Raw genomic sequence first — 19,075 nt, 5'->3', positions numbered from 1 at the left:
CCCCGGCCTCCGCCGGGGAACCAAGATTTGCCGGGAGCGACGCTCTACACATCACCCCCGCGCGATCCACTCATCGCCGATCTGCGTCAGCACATCCAGCGGCACCCGCCCGTACCGCAGCACGGCGGCATGATACGCCTTCAGGTCGAACCGCGCGCCCTGTCTTGCCTTCGCCTTGTCGCGGATCGCGACGAAGGTCGAATGCCCCAGCTTGTAACTCGCCGCCTGACCGGGATTGACGCAATAGCGGTCGATCTCGCGCGATGCATCGCTGACCGGATCGCCCTGCTGGTCGACGAAATACTGCACCGCCTTCTCGCGGCTCCAGCGATAATGGTGCAGGCCGGTATCGACGACGCAGCGATTGGCGCGGAACAGTTGCGCGACCAGATAACCGCAGCGACCGACCGGATCGTCGGCATACATGCCGATCTCGTCTGCCAGCTGTTCGGCGTACAACGCCCACCCCTCGCCATAGCCCGAAAAGCCGCCGATCTTGCGGATCAGCGGCAACCGCGTGTTCGACAGCGCCAGTCCGCCCTCCATCTGATGGCCCGGCAGCCCTTCGTGATAGGTCGTCGTCGCCAGCGCGAACGTCGGCCAGTCGTTGATGTCGCGCAGGTTGAAATACACCAGCCCCGGTCGCGACCCGTCCAGCGACGGCGGCTGTGCAAAGGCGCCCGCCGCCCCCGCCTCGGTCTGTGGCGGCACGCGCCGCACCTCGAACGCATAGGGCGGCATCCGCTCGAACACCGCCGGCAGCTTCCCGCGGATCGCCGCCAGCCGCTCGTTGCAATACGCGATCGCCTGCGCCCGCCCGGCATCGCTATCCGGATACAGATATTTCGGTTCGCGCCCTAGCGCCGCCATCCGCGCGCCGACGCTACCCTTGCTATACCCCAGCTTTTTCAGCTCGGTATCCAGGCGCGCGTTCAGCGCCGTCGCCTGCTCCAGCCCGAACCGGTGAACCTCCTCCGGCGACAGGCTGGTCGTCGTGGTCGATTGCAGCGCCGCCGGATAGAAGGCCGCTCCCTCCGGTATCTTCCAGATGCCCGCATCATGCGTCGCGGTGGCGCGCATCACCTTCGCCTGCGCGATCTGCCGGTCGAGCGCCGGCAAGACGGCGGTGTCCCAGATGCGCCCCGCCTTCGCACCATAATCCGCCGCCAGCCCCTTCGCCGCCGCCCGCCGCGCCAGCGACTGCACGACCAGCGCATCCGCCGCCGGCACGCGCAGCTTGCCCATCTGCTCCAGCGTCAGGTCCAGGATGAAATCGGGCGGCACCACCCGCGCCCCGGCATCGCGCCGCATCCGCTCGGTCTGCGCATCCAGTTGCCCGGCAAAGGCGGTCAGCCGTCGCAGATACGCATCGGCATCGCCGGCGCCGTCGATCTTGTGCTTGGTGTCGAGGAAATCGGGCACCGACTGATACGCCCCCGACTGCTGCGACACGACATACGGCGTCGGCCCATACGCCGTGCCGCCGAACGAAAATGCCTGCACCCGCGCCGCCGACCGGCGGGTGTAGAGCACGCACGCCAGATCGATCTTCTCGTCCGCCGACAGCGTGGCCGTATCGATCGCCTCCAGCCGCTTGATCTCCGCCAACGTCGCCGCGCGGTTCGTCGCCATCGCCGCGATCGACTGATCGGACAGGCGCGCGCGCAGATCGGCATCGGCGCCGGTGTCGAGCCCCAGATTGGTCGCCCCCTCCGGGTTGCGCCGCAACTGCGCCTGCAACAGGTCGGCGAACAGCGCGGTCAGCGGCGTCTCCGCCGCCATCGCCGCACGCGGCGCGGCGGCCAGCGCCACGGTGGCGGCGGTGCCACCCATGAACGATCGGCGGGTGGTCATCGCGGCATCTCCTGAACGAACAAGGCCCGCCCCCTTCGCCGGTCTGGCGGGGGAGCGGGCCTTCATCTTGGCTTAACAGGGCGCGAAAATCACCCGACCCGCGTACCCGACATGGGAAAGCTGCCGAACGCGCCCGCGCCGACGCTGCCGACCAGCGTGTCGCCCTCGATCGTCGCTTCGCAGTCCAGCGTCATCGGCATCGGCACGGTCATGCTCTGCTTCCAGCTGATCTTGTCGCCCGCGACCTCGCCGGTCACGTCCATGCCGCCCATCGCGCCCGACACGTCACCGGTGAAGGTCGTGCCGTCGCTGCGCACCGTCAGCACCATCTTCTGGTCGCCCAGCGGCGACTTCACGGTGCAATCATATTTGCCATCGATGTCGGCCATGGTCATTCTCCTGAATATCGTCGCTTACTTGCCCGCTTTAACCGGCGCCGGCGCCATGGGTTGCACCGGCACGCCCAGCGATGTCGCGCTCACCACCTCGACGGGCAGCCCCAGCGAGTCAAGCTGCGGCTTCACCTTCGCCGCCTCGCCCACCACGACCCACACCGTGCGCTGCGGATCGATCGCGCCGCGGATCGTCTGGTTCAGTTGCGGCAGCGTCAGGCCGCGATACCGCTGCGTGATCGTGCCGTAATAATCGTCGGGCCGGCGATACAGGTCGTTCTGCTGCATCGCGCCCAGCACCGCGCCGGCCGTCTCGAAACTGCCCGGCAACGCGTTGACCGCACCGTTGATCGCCCGGTCGAATTCCGCCTGCGTCATCGGCTGCGGCCCCAGGAACGCGGCGACGTCGGCGCGGGCGGAGGCGAGCGCCGGCCCCGTCTTGTCCGCCTGCACCGGCGCGGTGATCGTATAGGGGGCGGCGTGTTCGGCGATCTGGAAACCGCCGCGCGCGCCGTACGACCAGTGCCGCGCCTCGCGCAGGTCCATGTTGATCCGGCTGAGGAAACCACCGCCCAGCGCATCGTTGGCGGTCGCCACCGGCAACAGGTCCTGCGTGCCCTTCAGCGTCGTCGGGATCAGCCCGACGATCAGCGATTGCGGGCTGTCCGGCCGGTCGACCAGCACGATCTTCGGGGTGGCCGGCTGCATCGGCGCGGCGAAGTCCTTGACGCCCGCCGCGCCCGTCGGCCGCCAGTCGCCAAAGCCCGCCTCGAGGGCCGCCTGCACCTCGGCGATCGGCCGGTCGCTGACGACGAAGATCTTCGCCTTGTCCGGCCGCAGCCATGCCTGCTGGAACGCGATCAGGTCGGCCCGCGTCAGCGCCGCCACCGCCTGCGGATCGCCGCCGCCCTGCGCCTTGGCATAGGGATAGGCCGCACCGTACAGCAACGGCGGCATCACCCGCCCGACCAGCCCGCCGGGGCTCGTCAGTTCTTGCGCGATCCCCGTCAGCTGCTGGTTGCGCACCCGCGCCAGCTCAGCCTCGTCGAACGCCGGATGGCGCACGACATCCGAGAACAGGTCGATCGCGGGCCGCAGATTGGCGCTCGGCACGCTCAGGTTCAACGTGGTGCGGTCGTTGCTCGACCCGCCACCGATACTGGCCGCCAGCCGCTCGCGCGCCTCGGCCAGCGCGATCGACCCCATCCGGGCCGTGCCCTCGTCCATCATCGCCAGCGTCAGGCCCTGCGTCCCCAGCTTGCCCGTCACATCGGCGGCGACGCCGGCATCGAACGACAGCGCCAGTTGCGTGATCGGCACCGCATCGCGCTGCGCATAGACCAGCTCGATACCGTTGCTCAGGCGGCTGCGCTGCACCGTCGGAAAGGTCAGGCCGGTCAGCGCGCCCACCGGCGGCATCGCCCCGCGCGTGCCCTTCACCGGCGTGTCGGGTGCCGCGACCACCGCCACCGCCGGCGGCACCACCGCCTCGGAATAGGCATCGCGCTTGCCCTGCTCGACGGTCAGGGCATAGGCGGGCCGGCCCAGCCACTTGTCCGCCGCCGCCTTCACGCTCGCCGGTGTCTGCGCCGCGAGCCGCTCGAGCCGCTTCTTGTAGAAACCTGGATCGTCGGAAAACAGCGCCCCCTGCGCCAGCGCCACCGCCTTGCCGCCGAAACCGCCGACCGATTCCAGCCCGCCGATCACCCCCGCCGCCCGCGTCGTGGCGACCCGCGACACCTCGTCCGCGGTGGGGCCGTTCTTCAGGAAGTCGGCCAGGATCGCATCGATCCGCTGCGACACCAGCGCCGGATCGACCCCCGGCCGTACGATCGCGCGGATGCCGAACGTCCCCACCTGCGCGCCCGCGCCGTTATAGGTCGATACGCTGACCGCCAGCTTCTCCTTCTTCACCAGCGCATTGTCGAACCGCGAGCTGTCCAGCCCGCCCAGCACGCCCGCCGCCACGTCCAGCGCCGACGAATCGGGATCGTTCAGTCCCGGCACCGCCCAGTTGCGGCTGACCATCACCGCCGCCACCCGGTCGCGGATCGTTTCCGCCTTGGCCGCCGCCAGCGTCGGGACCGGCGCCACCGGCCGCACGCTCTTCGGCCCCGGCCTGATGCCGCCGAAATACTTCTCGACCAGCGGCCGCGCGGTCGCGACATCGACGTCGCCGGCCAGCACCAGCACCGCATTGTTCGGGCCGTAATGGCCGGTGAACCAGTCCTTCACCGTCTGCAGCGACGCGGCATCCAGATCGGCCATCGATCCGATCGTGTCGTGGCCATACGGGTGCGTCGCGGGGAACAGCCCCTCGGTGATCTTGTACCGCGTCAGGCCGTATGGCTGGTTATCGCCCTGCCGCTTTTCGTTCTGGACGACGCCGCGCTGCTCATCCAGCTTTCCTTGAGTCACCGCGCCCAGCAGATACCCCATCCGGTCCGATTCCAGGAACAGCGCCCGTTCCAGCGCGCCGGTCGGCACCGTCTCGAAATAATTGGTCCGGTCCTGATTGGTCGTCCCGTTGAAATCGGTCGCACCGACCTGTTTCAGCGGCTCGAAGAAATCGTCCCGCGCATTCTCCGATCCGTTGAACATCAGATGCTCGAACAGATGCGCGAAGCCGGTCTTGCCCTGCGGCTCGTGCTTGGCGCCGACATCGTACCACACGCTCACCGCCACCACCGGCGCCTTGCGATCAGTATGCACGATCACCCGCAGCCCGTTCTTCAACACGAACTGCTGATACGGAATGTCGACCGACCGGATCAGCGTCGCCACCGACGCCGGCTTCGTCTGCGCGGCGGCGGGCGGGGCGAGCGCAACGAGCGCCACGCCCGAAAGAGCGGCGAGTTTCAACGACATGGCAAGGCGTCTCCCGGAATGATGGCGAGGGGTATAGCCGGCCACCCGCCATGCGCAACGATGCCGACGTCGCCAGCCCTTGTGTTGCCCGAATACAACACCATCTGATGCCGCAAGACAGCAGGGATCAACCATGAACCTCGAAAAATTCACCGACCGCGCAAAGGGCTTCCTCCAGTCCGCGCAGACCGTCGCGATCCGCATGAACCATCAGCAGATCGCCCCCGAACATCTCCTGAAGGCGCTGCTCGAAGACGAACAGGGCATGGCGTCCGGCCTGATTCAGGCCGCCGGTGGCGACGCCCGCCGTGCCGCCAGCGAAACCGACCTCGCGCTCGCCAAGATTCCCGCCGTGTCCGGCTCCGGCGCGCAGAACAGCCCCGGCATCAGTAACGACGCCGTCCGTGTGCTCGATCAGGCCGAACAGATCGCCGCCAAGGCCGGCGACAGCTTCGTCACCGTCGAACGTCTGCTGGTCGCGCTCGCCCTCTCGCTCAATACCGCCGCCGGCAAGGCGTTGAAGACCGCCGGTGCGACGCCGGAGGCGCTGAACACCGCGATCAACACCCTCCGCCAGGGCCGCACCGCCGACACCGCCGGCGCCGAGGATCGCTACGACGCGCTCAAGAAATTCGCCCGCGACCTGACGCAGGCGGCGCGCGACGGCAAGCTCGACCCCGTGATCGGCCGCGACGAGGAAATCCGCCGCACCATTCAGGTCCTCGCCCGCCGCACCAAGAACAACCCCGTCCTCATCGGCGAACCCGGCGTCGGCAAGACCGCCATCGTCGAGGGGCTGGCGCTGCGCATCGCCAATGGCGACGTGCCCGATGGCCTGAAGGACAAGACGCTCATGTCGCTCGACATGGGCGCGCTGATCGCCGGCGCGAAATATCGCGGCGAGTTCGAGGAACGGCTGAAAGGCGTCATCGACGAGGTGAAGGCGGCTGAGGGCGATATCGTCCTGTTCATCGACGAGATGCACCAGCTGATCGGCGCCGGCAAATCCGAAGGCGCGATGGACGCCGGCAACCTGTTGAAACCCGCACTCGCCCGCGGCGAACTCCACTGCGTCGGCGCCACCACGCTCGACGAATATCGCAAGCACGTCGAAAAGGACCCCGCGCTCCAGCGCCGGTTCCAGCCCGTCTTCGTCGGTGAACCCACCGTCGAGGACACGATCAGCATCCTGCGCGGTCTGAAGGAAAAGTACGAACTCCACCACGGCGTCCGCATCACCGATGCCGCGCTGGTCGCCGCATCGACGCTATCGAACCGCTACATCACCGATCGCTTCCTGCCCGACAAGGCGATCGACCTGATGGACGAGGCCGCCAGCCGCATCCGCATGGAGGTGGAATCCAAGCCCGAAGAGATCGAAACCCTGGACCGCCGCATCCTGCGCCTGAAGATCGAGCGTGAGGGCCTGCGCCGCGAGACCGACGATGCCAGCATCGACCGCCTCGACACGATCGAGCGCGACCTCGCCAATCTGGAACAGCAATCCGCCGAACTCACCACCCGCTGGCAGGCGGAGAAGGACAAGATCGGCGCCGAGGCCAAGCTGAAGGAACAGCTCGACGCCGCCCGCCTCGCGCTCGAACAGGCGCAGCGGTCCGGCGATCTGGCGAAGGCCGGCGAGCTGTCCTACGGCACCATCCCGCAACTGACCCGCCAACTGGAGGAAGCCGCCGGCGCCACCCAGGGCGCGATGCTGCGCGAGGAAGTGACCGCCGACGACATCGCCGCGGTCGTTTCCCGCTGGACCGGCATTCCCGTCGACCGCATGTTGCAGGGCGAGCGCGACAAGCTCCTGAAGATGGAGGAACTGCTCGGCAAACGCGTCATCGGCCAGGCCGATGCCGTCCACGCCGTCGCCACCGCCGTCCGCCGCGCCCGCGCCGGACTACAGGACCCCAATCGCCCGCTGGGCAGTTTCCTGTTCCTGGGGCCGACGGGCGTCGGCAAGACCGAACTCACCAAGGCGCTCGCCGAATTCCTGTTCGACGATCCCGCCGCGATGGTCCGCATCGACATGAGCGAATTCATGGAGAAGCACGCCGTCGCCCGCCTGATCGGCGCCCCTCCCGGCTATGTCGGATACGAGGAAGGCGGCGTCCTGACCGAAGCCGTCCGCCGCCGCCCCTATCAGGTCGTCCTCTTCGACGAGGTCGAAAAGGCGCATGGCGACGTCTTCAACATCCTGTTGCAGGTGCTCGACGACGGCCGTCTGACCGACGGCCAGGGCCGCACCGTGGATTTCAGCAACACGCTCATCATCCTGACCAGCAATCTGGGCAGCCAGTATCTCGCCAACATGCCCGACGACGCCGACGTCTCGACCGTCGAGCCGCAGGTCATGGAGATCGTCCGCGCCCATTTCCGCCCGGAATTCCTCAACCGGCTGGACGAGATCATCCTCTTCCATCGCCTGGGCCTCACCCACATGGCTCCCATCGTCGACATCCAGGTCGCCCGCGTCGCCAGACTGCTGGCCGATCGCAAGATCACCCTCGACCTAACCGACGCCGCCAAGATGTGGCTGGGCCGCGTCGGCTACGACCCCGTCTACGGCGCCCGCCCCCTGCGCCGGGCCGTCCAACGCCACCTGCAGGACCCGCTCGCCGACCTGATCCTGCGCGGCGAGGTCCGGGATGGGTCGACGGTGACGGTGGACGAGGGCGACGGGAAACTGGCGCTGGGGGTGGTGTAGCTCTAAGTCAGTTTCCCGCGCAACGTGCCCGGTCGCTGCATGTCAGTCCCTGCATGCGCCGGGCATCGTCACGATTCTGCTCCCATTCGCGGTTGGTCATGCACGTCCGCTCGAAGCGTGCCAGCGATCCCGTCACGGGCATCTTCACACACCGGATAGCATCCGGATCGTTCTTGCGCGTCGGCTTTGCGGCCGGTTTCGTGTCGGCCACTGCCGGCCCGGCGACCGACAGGATCATCAGCATGGCGATGAGATGACGAGTCATTCCCGGCTCCTTCCTTCAGGAGGCTCAGGCTGCCGGATACCGCAGAATTGTCAATCGTCGGGAGCGGACGTCGCAAAGCCGCTTTCATCGCTCACGACAAAGAACCGGCGCAGCAGATCGCGTTCGTCCGGTTCTAGATGCGGATTCCACGCATCCATGATGAGGACCACCCGAAGCGTGTCGCTGTCGTTCACCGCCTCATGTTCGATCGTGTCGTCGAATGCGAACGCCTCGCCTTCCCGCCACGCTCTGGTTTCACCACCGACACGGAAATGGCACCCGTCGGGAACGATCAGCGGCAGGTGGACGATCGCACGCGTATTGGTGACACCAGTATGTGGCGGGATGCGCGTCCGCGGCTCCAGGATCGAGAAGAAAACGGTCGGCGATCGACCCGGAATATCCACCAACGGCAAGCGGTCGACAAGCGCTGCAGTGGCGGGGCAAAGCAGGCATGCCTGATCGTCGCGCACACCGTGCCGCCACAGGAACAGCGCGCTCCACCGACTGCTACGATCCAGTTCGCTCCACTTGTTGCGCGGCGTGCCGGGGTCCTGCTGCACATACGGAACGATCCGCTCGGTCCGCATGGCGAGCAATGCCTTCGCCTCTTCGCGGATCACCGATGTCTGCGCTTCCAGTTCCGCCAGCCATGGGAAACGGGCGCGGGGAAAGAACTCGTCCGCTGGCAGGAACGGATAGTGAAGTCCGTGACACTCGTTGGTGAAAACCCGTCGCTTGCCCAGCGCCACCTCAACACACGCATCGAAGCGCCGCTTCGCCTCGTCGGACGACGGCGCGCGCGTCACGGCCAATGCAGGAACGACCGCTGCCTCGAACGCCGCCATGCGTCCCGCCAGAAAACGACGCGCATGAGCCAGCACGGGCACCAACCCCGGCGGACATTCGGCATCCGACGGAGCCAGCGCCACGACTGCGGCCCAATGCGTCGCCGCCGCTGCACCATCGGCCCGGCGCTCGTGCAGTTCCGCCAAGCGCAGACGCGCCATGAAATGGCGTTGATCGATCCTTAAGGCAGCATCCAGCGCCGCCTGCTCGGCTGCATCCTCGGACAGCAGTCGACATGCCTTCGCCAAATTCAGGAATAGTTCGGGGGCGGTGGGGTCGGCCGCAACGGCATCGTCGAAATGGCGACGCGCGCCCGCCGCGTCACCCGTGACGAGCAACGCATTGCCCAGCGCGTTGTGGACCTGCGGATTGCGCGGATCGTGGACCAGCGCGCTGCGATACTGGGCGATCGCGCCCGCATGATCGCCACGACGCTGCGCGGCGCTGGCGGCAGCCAGATTCTGGGCGATGGAAGTTACGGTCACGACGATCTTCTATGCCAGCAATCCGGTGTCGACAATTGCCAAGACCATTTCGCGCCAGGCAAAAAAAGGGGCGGGCTTCCAAAGGAAACCCGCCCCTTTCAGATCGAGGATCGTCCGATCAGAAGCGAACCCGTGCACCGACCGCATAACGACGACCGATTGCGTCGTAGGTGGCCGGGAAGGTGTTGCCGCTGTTGAACGTCGTCACACCGATGTTGCTACCCACCGTCGGCGGCTTCTTGTCGGTGATGTTGGTACCGGTCAGCGTCAATTCGAAGTTGTCGGTCACGTTCGCGCGGATCGTCATATCAAAATAGTTGAACGCATCGATCTTTCGGAAAGCCGCAAAGGCCGGACCGTTGGCACCGAAGTTGCTGCTGTCCGCGTCGAACGGCTCCTGTTTGGTGCTCGAAAGATGGCGCCACAACAGCGACAGATCGATGTCGCCGAACGACAGCGTGGTGCGCTGGTTGAACGTGAACTCCGGCAGGATCGAGCCGGTGAGCGAGCAGTTGATGCTGTAATAGCCTGCGCACTCACGGTTCAACCCGCCCGACGTCGCCCGGAACTTCGAGTTCAGGACATAATTGGCGTTAAAGCTCAGGCCAAGACGGACGTCGGCTGTCAAGTCGGTGCGATAATTCGCCACGACGTCGATGCCATCCGTCTGCAGTCGGCCGCTGTTGGTCAGCGTCTGCGGCACGCCCGGGGTCGTGCTGGGATCACCGTCCAGACCACCCGTCGCCGGATCACGACGGATCGAGGTGCAGGCGGTGCTGGTCGCGCTGGCAGCGGTCAGGTTACCGAAGCAGGCGGCGATCAGATCGCCGACGGCCGGGGTCGACAACGCGTCACGGATCTTGATGTTATAGTAATCGGCCGAGATCGTCAGGTTGCGGATGAAGTCCGGCGCGAACACGGCACCGAACGTATACGTATCCGCCTTTTCCGGCCGGTTGTTGGTGCTGTAAATGAAGTTGCCGTTGATCTGGCCGGCCGACGGCGGATCGATCGCGCCGATCTGGCCCGCCGGGGCGCCCTGCGCGATGCAGACCGCGCGCAGGTTGGCGTTGGTCACCGGTGCCGCACCCTGACAGGGATCGTTGCGCAGGTTCACCAGGCCGACCGCGTTCGGCGTGAACAATTCGCCGATGTTCGGCGCACGGACCGCGCGTTGATAGTTGCCGCGCAGCTTCAGCGAACGCACCGGCTCCCAGGTCAGGCCACCCTTGTACGTCCATGCATCGAACGACGGACTGCCGGCTGCATCGATCTTGTACTTCGAATACCGGACGCCGGCTTCGGCGGTCAGGCTCTGGAAGAACGGCTGGTCGGCGATCAACGGCGCGACGATTTCGCCAAACCCTTCGATCACGTCATATCCACCGGTGACGGGGACGGTCGCACCGCCCGCGCCGCCCAGTGCACCGGGGTCCTGCGCCAGCAGATCGGCGAAGACTTCGGCGGTATACTTGCGATACTCGGAACCGACCGCGACCGACACCGGCTGCGATGCGCCGAGGTGACCCAGTTCGGCGTTCAGCACGCCGTGGACCTGTGCGAGCGACGACCGGTTACCCGAAGTCGCAGGCACCAACAGGTAGTTGACCTGATCCGGCGTGATCGATCCCGCCGCACCGAAGATGTTGACCGGTACGCAACCGTTCGACGTATCACGGCACGTGGTCGTGTTCGCTGCACGAAGACCCTGCTGCACACGATCCGTGTACACGTAGTTCAGGATCGTCTGCGTGTTGGTGCTGCGGCCATAGGCGCCGTAGACGTCATAGCTGATGCCCTGCGCGACATCGCCGCGGAAGCCAGCCTTGAAGTTGAACAGTTCGGTCCGATAGCTGCTGATCCGGCCACCGGCCTCGACCAGACGACGCGACACGTTGGTCGGCGCTTCCAGATAGCCGGCATCGCCCGGCGCGAGCGCCGTATTGCGGGCCGCAATGCACTGTGCGGCAGTGGGGCGCAGGATGCCGGCCGCGGTCGGGTCCAGATCGATATTGTTCTGGCAGAGCGTCTGGCCGGCGGCCGCTGGCAGGAACGGGTTGTTGATCGGCACCAGCAACGGTGTCGAGAACGTGCCCGACGGTGCGATGATCGTCTGCACGGTGTTCTGCGAGTACAGGCCTTCGCTGTACACTTCGACCGCGTCGGACACCTGATAGCGTGCGGCGCTGTACATGTTGAAACGCTCGAACGGCGTCTGGAAGATATTATAGGGATTGAAGTTGAACAGCGCGAACACGGGAACGAGCTGGCCGGTCGCCGGATCGATGTTGCGGTTGCCCACGCCCGATACCGAGAAGCGCGACGGTACGGCCGTCTGCGATGCACCGCTGCCCGAACCATCGAACGAATCGATCGTCAGGTTCGACCGCTCGCGCGATCCGCCGAAGAACACGGGATCGGCCTGCTGATAACCCAGCGCCAGCACCGCGTTGCCGCGACCGTCGTCGAAGTTCGCACCGACGGCGAGATCCGCGCGGAAGACGTTGCCGTCACCGCGATCGGTGATCTGCTCGCTCACGTTCAGGTCGATGCCCGAAAAATCGCGCTTGGTGATGAAGTTGACGACGCCCGACACTGCATCCGCGCCATAGGTCGTGCTCGCGCCGCCGGTCAGGATGTCGACCCGGTCGAGGAGGGCCAGCGGGATGTTGTTCAGATCGACGGCGCCGTTCAGGTTGGCGGGCACGATCCGCGCGCTGTTCAGCAGCACGATATTGCGGTTCTGGCCCAGGCCCCGAAGATCGACGAAAGACGCACCGCCGTTGCCGTTGTTGGTCGACGAACCGATGCTCGATGCGACGCCCGGCGTTTCGCGCAGCAACTGCTCGGCGACATTCGACTGACGCAGGGCGATCTCGTCCGACCCGATCGAGGTGACGGGCGTTGCGCTCACCAGGTTGGGGTTGCGGATCAGCGTGCCGGTGACGACGATGTCGCTGCCGGGCGACTGGTCGTCGGGCTGCGCGGGATCTTGCGTCTGGGTCACCGTCTCCGGCGTCTGCGGCGCCGTCTGCGCAAGCGCCGACGACCCGACCAGCGCGGAGCCCATGAAGAGTGTTGAGGCCAACAGCCGCTGGCGCGTCAGTTTCATCATGTGATATAATTCCCTTTTCCCGGCTTCGACGCCGAATATTCTCGATGTCTACGACCAGCGATCAGCCGCGATCAATCGCCTCTGCGGACATGCAAGCCTTTCCTGACGTTTTGTGACGTTTCCGCCACACTTCTGCGACAGACCCCGGCCTTGTAGAAGCGTGTCGGAATATGGATGGAGAATGTGATCGTGCGTCCCAAACGGCTGATCGCCCTGACGATCCTGACGTGGCTTCACGCACCGGCGTTGGCGCAACAGACGTCTGGTCGAAATCTCGGCGATGAATTGGCTACATGCCGCGGGATGCGCGACGATGTCACACGACTGGCTTGTTACGACCGGGCCGCCGGTAATTTAGTGGATGCGCAGCGTTCTGGCGATCTGGTCGTGCTGGATCGGAAAGCCGTGGTAGAACGCCGGAAGCGAAGCTTCGGCCTGCCCGCATCCAGCCAGATGGCAGCGGCGGATGTGAAGAACGCCGAGGTGAAAGAACTGGCTGGCGTCGTGCGGGGGACGAGTCCAACGCGCACGCCCGGACGCTACATCGTGACACTGGCAGATGGATCGCGTTGGGAAACACTCGACCCCGTCTCACCGCCGCAATCGGGCGAAACGATCAACATCACGGCCACACGACTGGGTGGTTTTCGCGCCAAGATCGGCGGTCGCCGCGCCTTTCTGGTCAAGCGCCTCCGCTAACCCGCCGGCCCCACGCCCACCACCAGCAACGGGTCCAGCTTCGCCCCCCGCCACTGCAGCCCCCAGTGCAGATGCGGCCCCGTCGCGCGCCCCGTCGCACCCGACAGGCCGACCGGCTGCCCCTGGCGCACATGGTCGCCGACGCGCACGTCGATCCGCGACAGGTGCAGCATCGCGCTGTTCAGGCCCATGCCGTGGTCGATCATCAACAGATTGCCCTCCAGCGTGAAGGGCCGGTCCGCCGCCAGGATCACGACGCCATCGGCCGGCGCCATTACCGGCGTGCCCGTCGGCACCGCGACATCGGCGCCGCCGTGATAGCTGCCGGGCTTGCCCTGATATACACGCTGCGCACCGAACCAGCCGGACTGGCGACCGCTCGCCGGCCAGCGCATCGGCTGTCGCCACCCCGCCGCATCGGTCACCCGCGCCCGCGCCGCGACGATCTGCGCCAGTTCGGCCGGACGGGCCGCATCGAACTCGGCGTCGCTCTTGCCCGCGCGATAGGGCGCGTCGACCCGCTCGATCCGCCATTCCCGCGGCGCGACCGTCAGCGCCTGCGTCACCTGTCGGCCATCCCCAAGCATCGCGACCAGCCGCGCGGTCCCTGGCGCATCGCGGTCGAAACCCAGAATGAAGCGCCCGTCTCCCGCGACCGCCACCGGCTTGTCGTCGAGCATCACCGACACCGCCCCATTCGGCGCCTGCCCCCGCACCAGCCCGCCCTGCATCGGCACGCCCGTCATCCGGAACACCGCCGGCACCACAGGCACGGGGGGGCTCGGCACCGCCACGACCGGCGGCGCAGCGACCGGCGGCGGTCCGGACGGCGCGACGCATCCGGCCAGCACCGCCACGCCACCGATCGCCGCGATCCGCCTCATCGCGGCGACAGCGCCTCGCTCGCGATCGCGGCGCTGGCATAGGCGGCCTGCGCGCCCACGCTCCAGTATCGCAGCTCGTCCAGCGGCACGCGCACGCCGGATACCGCGCACACCACATGATCGCCCGGCGCCAGCACGCGGAAGCCATTGGCCATATAATGCAGGCGGGCAGGGCGATCGGTGTTCGACATCAGCATGGCGGCAGCTTCCGTAAGGTGGATTACAGCAGCGACGGCTGCTCTGGCTTCTCCACGACATAGGTTTTGCCGGCCGCCCGCTCAACCCGTGCATCGACGGTGCCGTCGCGGAAGCGGAGCGACACCGCGCCCGCCGCCCGCACCGCCGCCGCGCTCGACAGCGTCTCGCCACCGATCCGCGCCGTCACCCGCGCATAACCCCGCTCCAGGATGCGATCGGGGTTCAGCGACTGCACCAACCGCCACGTCGCCGCCAGCCGGTCGCGCGCGCTCTCCGCCTGCCGCTCCAGCACCGCCGGGCGCAGCGCCCCCGCCGCGTGCCCCAACTGACTGCGCGCGTTCGTCACCCGCCGCTCCAGCCCGCGATCCAGCCGCGCGCCCGCCTCATCCGCCCGCTGCCGCTGCGGCCCCAGCAACGCATCCCGTTTCGGCAACAGTCGCGACAACCCGTCCAGCCGCTCGCGCCCGCGCTCCACGTAACGCCGCGCGCACCGCTCGGTCCGCGCGCTATGCGATGCCACCGTCAGCCGCACATCCGCCAGCACCGGCACCGCGATCTCCGCCGCCGCGGTCGGCGTCGGCGCGCGCAGGTCGGCGGCATGATCGCACAGGCTCGTATCCGTCTCATGCCCCACCGCCGATATGATCGGGATCGAACAATCCGCAACCGCGCGCACCACCACTTCCTCGTTGAACGCCCACAGATCCTCGATCGAGCCACCGCCGCGCGCCACGATCACCAGATCGGGCCTTGGCACCGGTCCACCGGCGGGGATGGCATCGAACCCCCGCACCGCCGCCGCGATCTCCGCCGCCGCGCTCTCGCCCTGCACCTTCACCGGCCACACGATCACATGGCTGGGGCAGCGATCCTCCAGCCGGTGGAGGATGTCACGGATCACCGCCCCCGTCGGCGAGGTCACGACCCCGATCACCCGCGGCATGAACGGCAGCGGCTTCTTGCGTTCCCGATCGAACAGCCCTTCCCCCGCCAGCTTCGCGCGCAGTTTTTCGAACAGCGCCATCAGCGCCCCCGCGCCGGCCAGCTCCATCCGCTCGATCACGACCTGGTATTTAGAGCGGCCGGGATAGGTCGTCAGCTTGCCCGTCGCGATCACCTCGACGCCGTCCTGCGGCTGGAACGCCAGCGTCGATGCCGATCCCTTCCACATCACGCCGTCGATCACCGCGGCATCGTCCTTCAGGCTCATATAGACATGGCCCGAGGTCGCCCGCTTATAGCCCGAAATCTCGCCGCGCAGGCGGACATGGCCGAATTCGCCCTCCACCATCCGCTTCAGCTTGAACGACAGCTCGCTGACGGACAGCGCGAGCGCGTTGTCGCCGGGCACCGGCTCGGCTACCAGCCGCGCTTCATCGGAAAAAGGGTCGGGCATGAACATCCTGCTGATCGGCGGCGGCGGCCGCGAACATGCGCTGGCGTGGAAGCTCGCGCAGTCGCCATTGCTCGATACGCTCTTCGCGGCACCCGGCAACCCCGGCATCGCCGCCCATGCGACGCTCGTGCCGCTCGATGCGACGGATCACGCCGCCGTCGTCGCCTTCTGCGCGGAAAAAACGATCGGCCTCGTAGTCATCGGGCCAGAGGCACCGCTGGTCGACGGCCTTGCCGATTCGCTCCGCACCGCCGGCGTGCCCGTGTTCGGCCCGTCGAAGGCCGCCGCGCAGCTGGAAGGATCGAAGGGCTTCACCAAGGATCTGTGCGCCCGCGCCGGCATCCCCACCGCCGGCTATCTGCGCGTCACCGACCGCGACACCGCCGTCCGCGCGCTGAACGGCACCTTCGGCCTGCCCGTCGTCATCAAGGCGGACGGCCTCGCCGCCGGCAAGGGCGTGACCGTGGCGATGACCCGTGACGAGGCGATGGCCGCGATCGACGACCTGTTCGCTACCCCCGGCGCCGAAGCGGTGATCGAGGAATTCCTGAGCGGCGAGGAAGCCAGCCTCTTCGTCCTGACCGACGGCACGCATCTGATGCCGTTCGGCTCCGCGCAGGATCACAAGCGCGTCGGCGAGGGCGATACCGGCCCGAACACCGGCGGCATGGGTGCGTATAGCCCCGCCCGCGTCCTCACCCCCGATCTCGAACGACAGGCGATCGACACCATCGTCCGCCCCACGGTCGAAACGATGGCGGCCGAGGGTACGCCGTTCGTCGGCGTCCTCTACGCCGGCCTGATGCTGACCGCGCAGGGGCCCAAGCTGATCGAATACAATGCCCGCTTCGGCGATCCCGAGACGCAGGTGCTGATGCTGCGGTTCGAAGGCGATCTCGCCGCGCTGATGCTCGCCACCGCGCAAGGCAGGCTGGACGAGGCCCCCGCCCCCGTCTTCGCCGCCGATCCCGCGCTGACCGTGGTGGTCGCCGCGCGCGGCTATCCCGGCACCCCCGCCGCCGGTGGTGCGATCGCCGGCATCGATGCGGCGGAGGCGACCGGCGCCACCGTCTTCCAGGCCGGCACGCGCCTGTTCAACACTGGCCTATCCGGCGACACGCTCGTCGCCTCGGGCGGCCGCGTGCTGGCCGTCACGGCACGCGGCGCCAGCGTCGCGGCGGCACAGGCCGCCGCCTATCGCGCCGCCGCGCTGCTCGATTTCCCCGATGGCTTCTGCCGCCGCGACATCGGCTGGCGCGAAGTCGCCCGCGAGCGCGGCGAATAAATCTCGCCGCCCGCCCCCGTCACCGCTAGGGTGCAAACTCGATCAGAACAGGGTCATGACGGAGCCGAATCTGGTGCCGGAGGCGGTCGCCCGGAGAAGACCGCTGGCCGCGTTAATTGCTTGTACGTGGCACCGCCACGTGTCTGCGCAGCGTTTCAACGAACAATATCATGGAAAACAAGATGAATGGCGTTGTATCCGCGCGAGGACGCGCCCCTCTCTTTATTTCCAGCGTTGCCCTGATGGCCATGTTCGGCATTACCGCTTGCAGCGAGCCTAAGCCTGGCGACCGGGTAAAGGTCGACCCGCCTTATGGATTTAACATCGTCGACAGCGATACGCCGGTGATCACCCGGCTGTACAAATACCAATATGGTAATGGTGCAGGCAATGATTACCGGATTGAGGATGAGCCTGTATCCTTCCAATTTCCTGCAAAGTTCTACGCTTGGCGAAATAATCAGCAGGGAGGACCTCAATGGATGGTGACCCTCCTTGTCGACCGCACGAATATGCAATCGCTGTCAGACTTTTTGTCGAAGGTCTATAGGAAGTTCGGTGCATATGAACCAAGTGCGATCTACCAACGGTTTAGCCTACGTGACTTGTCCGTCACGATCGTATCGCAGATAGTTGATGCACACCTTCCTATCCATGTTACGCCGAGTTATCTCGATAGATTTGGCCTACAACCAGTAGGATCCTACTGCGGATTCAATATGTATGGTACGATCAAGGGGAACGTGGGAATTCTCAGTGCAGTGATAAGATACCCCAATGCACCGAGTGCAAGCCGAGTTGTTGGTGTATCGGGCCATGGTCCGTCACAGTTATCTATCGAGTGCGATTCCAGTTCACCAATATGTGTGGCCCGGTTCCTTTATAATGACCTGGAGGTCAATTTTACGGAAGCAAAGGGCTCAATCTGCCAGTCGGACGCCGACAGGCAACGTATTATAGCCTTTTTGGATCAGCACCGCGTCTGACGATCATGATCCCTGTTCCGATCGAGTTTGTACCCTTAGGATGATATCCATGAACGACACCAGCGCCACCGCGTCACAATCGGGCGCCAGCCTGCTGCCCGACGGCATCGGCGCGATCACCGCCGTCCACATGGTCTTCATGTTGCTGGTGGCGATCGCCGCGATCGCGATCATCATCGTCGGCATCCGCCGCAAGCGCATCCGCACGAAGGCCGAGCGGCAGGTAAAGATCAACGCCCGCGAAGCCGGCATGACGCCACCCGCCAAAGACCCGAAGCCCGAACCGGCCGCCGTCGTCGAGGCACCGACGCCGCCCCCGCCCGCACCACCCCCGGCACCCATGCCTGCGCCGGCCCCCGCCCCGGTGGCCGCGATCCCGGTCGAGCCAGTGGCCCCGCCGCCACCCCCGGCCGAACCCGTAGCGGAGCCGACCTCCGAACCCGCCCCGCTGGCCGACGAGCCGATCCCCGCCGCCGCGCCGCTGGACGCCACCCCCGCCTCGGTCGCCGCCGACACGCCCCCGGCACCCATGGCGGCACCGCTGGCCACCGCCGTGCCGGCACCCGCTCCCGCACCGGTCGATGCGACCAACCACGCCGACACGCCCGTCACCCAGCTGAAGGGCCTCGGCCCGAAACTCGCGACCCGCCTCGCCGGCCACGGCATCACCACGGTCGGCGACCTCGCCGCCCTGACCGAGCAACAGGCCGAAGCGCTCGACGCGCAACTCGGCCCCTTCACCGGCCGCATGACCCGCGACCGCTGGCTGGAACAGGCCCGCCTCCTCGCCGCCGGCGACCGCGCCGGATTCGAAGCGGTCTTCGGCAGACTGTAAGGGCGGCTCCTTACTTGCACCCTGCCATGTGCAGCCCGTGCAAGTCCCTGGCAGGAGGATCATAGGCGGCCCGGCTGGCATAATCGGGTCGGCCGGCCGGCGGGCGCCGACCGTCCTTCCCCGTTCTGAAGCGGTTCGCCTGTCCGACCAGTCCACCGACTTCCGCCACCAGACTGCGCGCCGCCGCCGATGTCTCCTCGACCATCGCCGCGTTCTGCTGCGTCGACTGGTCCATCGTCCCGATCGCCGCC

The 19,075-nt window shown here is 66.8% G+C and carries 14 protein-coding genes and 1 pseudogene; 5 read left to right on the top strand and 10 right to left on the bottom strand.

All coding sequences use genetic code 11. The features are described from left to right. Window positions 1-51 precede the first annotated feature (51 nt). The 3 genes from JAO74_RS13985 to JAO74_RS13975 all read right to left on the bottom strand — a co-directional run bounded on the left by JAO74_RS13985 (window position 52) and on the right by JAO74_RS13975 (window position 5,114). Window positions 52-1,854 carry a DUF885 domain-containing protein gene (locus JAO74_RS13985; RefSeq protein ID WP_199039292.1) on the bottom strand — a complete coding sequence of 601 codons (1,803 nt, stop codon included), beginning with the start codon at window positions 1,852-1,854 and terminating at the stop codon, window positions 52-54. Between the two features lie 89 nt (window positions 1,855-1,943). Then, window positions 1,944-2,243: a hypothetical protein gene (locus tag JAO74_RS13980; protein ID WP_056532298.1), complete on the bottom strand. Its 300-nt coding sequence runs from the start codon at window positions 2,241-2,243 to the stop codon at window positions 1,944-1,946. Between the two features lie 24 nt (window positions 2,244-2,267). Further along, window positions 2,268-5,114 (bottom strand): M16 family metallopeptidase, encoded by a 2,847-nt coding sequence (locus JAO74_RS13975; protein WP_199039289.1) that lies wholly within the window; start codon window positions 5,112-5,114, stop codon window positions 2,268-2,270. A 133-nt stretch (window positions 5,115-5,247) separates the two neighbouring features. Here JAO74_RS13975 and clpB point away from each other — a divergent pair, with 133 nt between their 5' ends. Then, window positions 5,248-7,827 carry an ATP-dependent chaperone ClpB gene (gene clpB, locus JAO74_RS13970; protein ID WP_199039285.1) on the top strand — a complete coding sequence of 860 codons (2,580 nt, stop codon included), beginning with the start codon at window positions 5,248-5,250 and terminating at the stop codon, window positions 7,825-7,827. A gap of 7 nt (window positions 7,828-7,834) precedes the next feature. Here clpB and JAO74_RS13965 read toward each other — a convergent pair whose 3' ends face one another. The 3 genes from JAO74_RS13965 to JAO74_RS13955 form a co-directional block, all read right to left on the bottom strand. Beyond that, window positions 7,835-8,092 (bottom strand): hypothetical protein, encoded by a 258-nt coding sequence (locus JAO74_RS13965; RefSeq protein WP_199039282.1) that lies wholly within the window; start codon window positions 8,090-8,092, stop codon window positions 7,835-7,837. 50 nt (window positions 8,093-8,142) lie between these two features. Continuing rightward, complete coding sequence (locus JAO74_RS13960; RefSeq protein WP_199039279.1) at window positions 8,143-9,426, bottom strand: aspartyl/asparaginyl beta-hydroxylase domain-containing protein; 1,284 nt, start codon at window positions 9,424-9,426, stop codon at window positions 8,143-8,145. 118 nt (window positions 9,427-9,544) lie between these two features. Next, on the bottom strand, window positions 9,545-12,541 hold the full coding sequence (locus JAO74_RS13955) for a TonB-dependent receptor domain-containing protein (RefSeq protein ID WP_199039277.1): 2,997 nt from the start codon (window positions 12,539-12,541) through the stop codon (window positions 9,545-9,547). Window positions 12,542-12,724: 183 nt separating this feature from the next. Here JAO74_RS13955 and JAO74_RS13950 point away from each other — a divergent pair, with 183 nt between their 5' ends. Next, window positions 12,725-13,240 carry a hypothetical protein gene (locus JAO74_RS13950; protein WP_199039274.1) on the top strand — a complete coding sequence of 172 codons (516 nt, stop codon included), beginning with the start codon at window positions 12,725-12,727 and terminating at the stop codon, window positions 13,238-13,240. On the opposite strand, the gene JAO74_RS13945 is transcribed toward JAO74_RS13950, so the two are convergent. From JAO74_RS13945 to xseA, 3 genes are read right to left on the bottom strand one after another with little or no spacing between them, the layout of a single operon-like run. Further along, window positions 13,237-14,124, bottom strand: coding sequence for a M23 family metallopeptidase (locus JAO74_RS13945; protein WP_199039270.1), 888 nt, complete (start codon window positions 14,122-14,124; stop codon window positions 13,237-13,239). The genes JAO74_RS13950 and JAO74_RS13945 overlap by 4 nt on opposite strands. Beyond that, window positions 14,121-14,321 (bottom strand): DUF2093 domain-containing protein, encoded by a 201-nt coding sequence (locus tag JAO74_RS13940; protein ID WP_199039266.1) that lies wholly within the window; start codon window positions 14,319-14,321, stop codon window positions 14,121-14,123. The genes JAO74_RS13945 and JAO74_RS13940 overlap by 4 nt, the downstream gene beginning before the upstream one ends. Before the next feature lie 23 nt (window positions 14,322-14,344). Then, window positions 14,345-15,718 carry an exodeoxyribonuclease VII large subunit gene (gene xseA, locus JAO74_RS13935; protein WP_199039264.1) on the bottom strand — a complete coding sequence of 458 codons (1,374 nt, stop codon included), beginning with the start codon at window positions 15,716-15,718 and terminating at the stop codon, window positions 14,345-14,347. Between xseA and purD the strand changes: the two genes are divergently transcribed. The 3 genes from purD (at window position 15,717) to JAO74_RS13920 (ending at window position 18,824) form a co-directional block, all read left to right on the top strand. Then, window positions 15,717-17,003 (top strand): phosphoribosylamine--glycine ligase, encoded by a 1,287-nt coding sequence (gene purD, locus JAO74_RS13930; RefSeq protein WP_199039263.1) that lies wholly within the window; start codon window positions 15,717-15,719, stop codon window positions 17,001-17,003. The two genes, xseA and purD, sit on opposite strands and share 2 nt — an antisense overlap. 170 nt (window positions 17,004-17,173) lie before the next feature. Further along, a complete protein-coding gene (locus JAO74_RS13925) occupies window positions 17,174-17,989 on the top strand; it encodes a hypothetical protein (RefSeq protein ID WP_199039261.1) in 816 nt (271 codons plus the stop codon). A gap of 49 nt (window positions 17,990-18,038) precedes the next feature. After that, window positions 18,039-18,824 (top strand): helix-hairpin-helix domain-containing protein, encoded by a 786-nt coding sequence (locus JAO74_RS13920; RefSeq protein WP_199039258.1) that lies wholly within the window; start codon window positions 18,039-18,041, stop codon window positions 18,822-18,824. 10 nt (window positions 18,825-18,834) lie between these two features. Here the strand turns inward: JAO74_RS13920 and JAO74_RS13915 are convergent. Next, a pseudogene (locus JAO74_RS13915) lies at window positions 18,835-19,075 on the bottom strand (methyl-accepting chemotaxis protein); the annotation flags it as partial.

Origin of the sequence: Sphingomonas mollis (genome assembly GCF_016427505.1) — a bacterium.
Classification (GTDB): Bacteria; Pseudomonadota; Alphaproteobacteria; order Sphingomonadales; family Sphingomonadaceae; genus Sphingomonas; species Sphingomonas mollis.
This window is presented reverse-complemented; position numbering and strand designations above follow the sequence as displayed.

Excerpts from the sequence above, each read along its gene's own strand:
- clpB (WP_199039285.1), top strand. The coding sequence starts at position 5,248 with ATGAACCTCGAAAAATTCACCGACCGCGCAAAGGGCTTCCTCCAGTCC.
- JAO74_RS13955 (WP_199039277.1), bottom strand. The coding sequence starts at position 12,541 with ATGATGAAACTGACGCGCCAGCGGCTGTTGGCCTCAACACTCTTCATG.
- xseA (WP_199039264.1), bottom strand. The coding sequence starts at position 15,718 with ATGCCCGACCCTTTTTCCGATGAAGCGCGGCTGGTAGCCGAGCCGGTG.
- JAO74_RS13945 (WP_199039270.1), bottom strand. The coding sequence starts at position 14,124 with ATGAGGCGGATCGCGGCGATCGGTGGCGTGGCGGTGCTGGCCGGATGC.
- JAO74_RS13975 (WP_199039289.1), bottom strand. The coding sequence starts at position 5,114 with ATGTCGTTGAAACTCGCCGCTCTTTCGGGCGTGGCGCTCGTTGCGCTC.
- JAO74_RS13985 (WP_199039292.1), bottom strand. The coding sequence starts at position 1,854 with ATGACCACCCGCCGATCGTTCATGGGTGGCACCGCCGCCACCGTGGCG.
- JAO74_RS13980 (WP_056532298.1), bottom strand. The coding sequence starts at position 2,243 with ATGGCCGACATCGATGGCAAATATGATTGCACCGTGAAGTCGCCGCTG.
- JAO74_RS13965 (WP_199039282.1), bottom strand. The coding sequence starts at position 8,092 with ATGACTCGTCATCTCATCGCCATGCTGATGATCCTGTCGGTCGCCGGG.
- JAO74_RS13940 (WP_199039266.1), bottom strand. The coding sequence starts at position 14,321 with ATGCTGATGTCGAACACCGATCGCCCTGCCCGCCTGCATTATATGGCC.
- JAO74_RS13920 (WP_199039258.1), top strand. The coding sequence starts at position 18,039 with ATGAACGACACCAGCGCCACCGCGTCACAATCGGGCGCCAGCCTGCTG.
- JAO74_RS13925 (WP_199039261.1), top strand. The coding sequence starts at position 17,174 with ATGGAAAACAAGATGAATGGCGTTGTATCCGCGCGAGGACGCGCCCCT.
- purD (WP_199039263.1), top strand. The coding sequence starts at position 15,717 with ATGAACATCCTGCTGATCGGCGGCGGCGGCCGCGAACATGCGCTGGCG.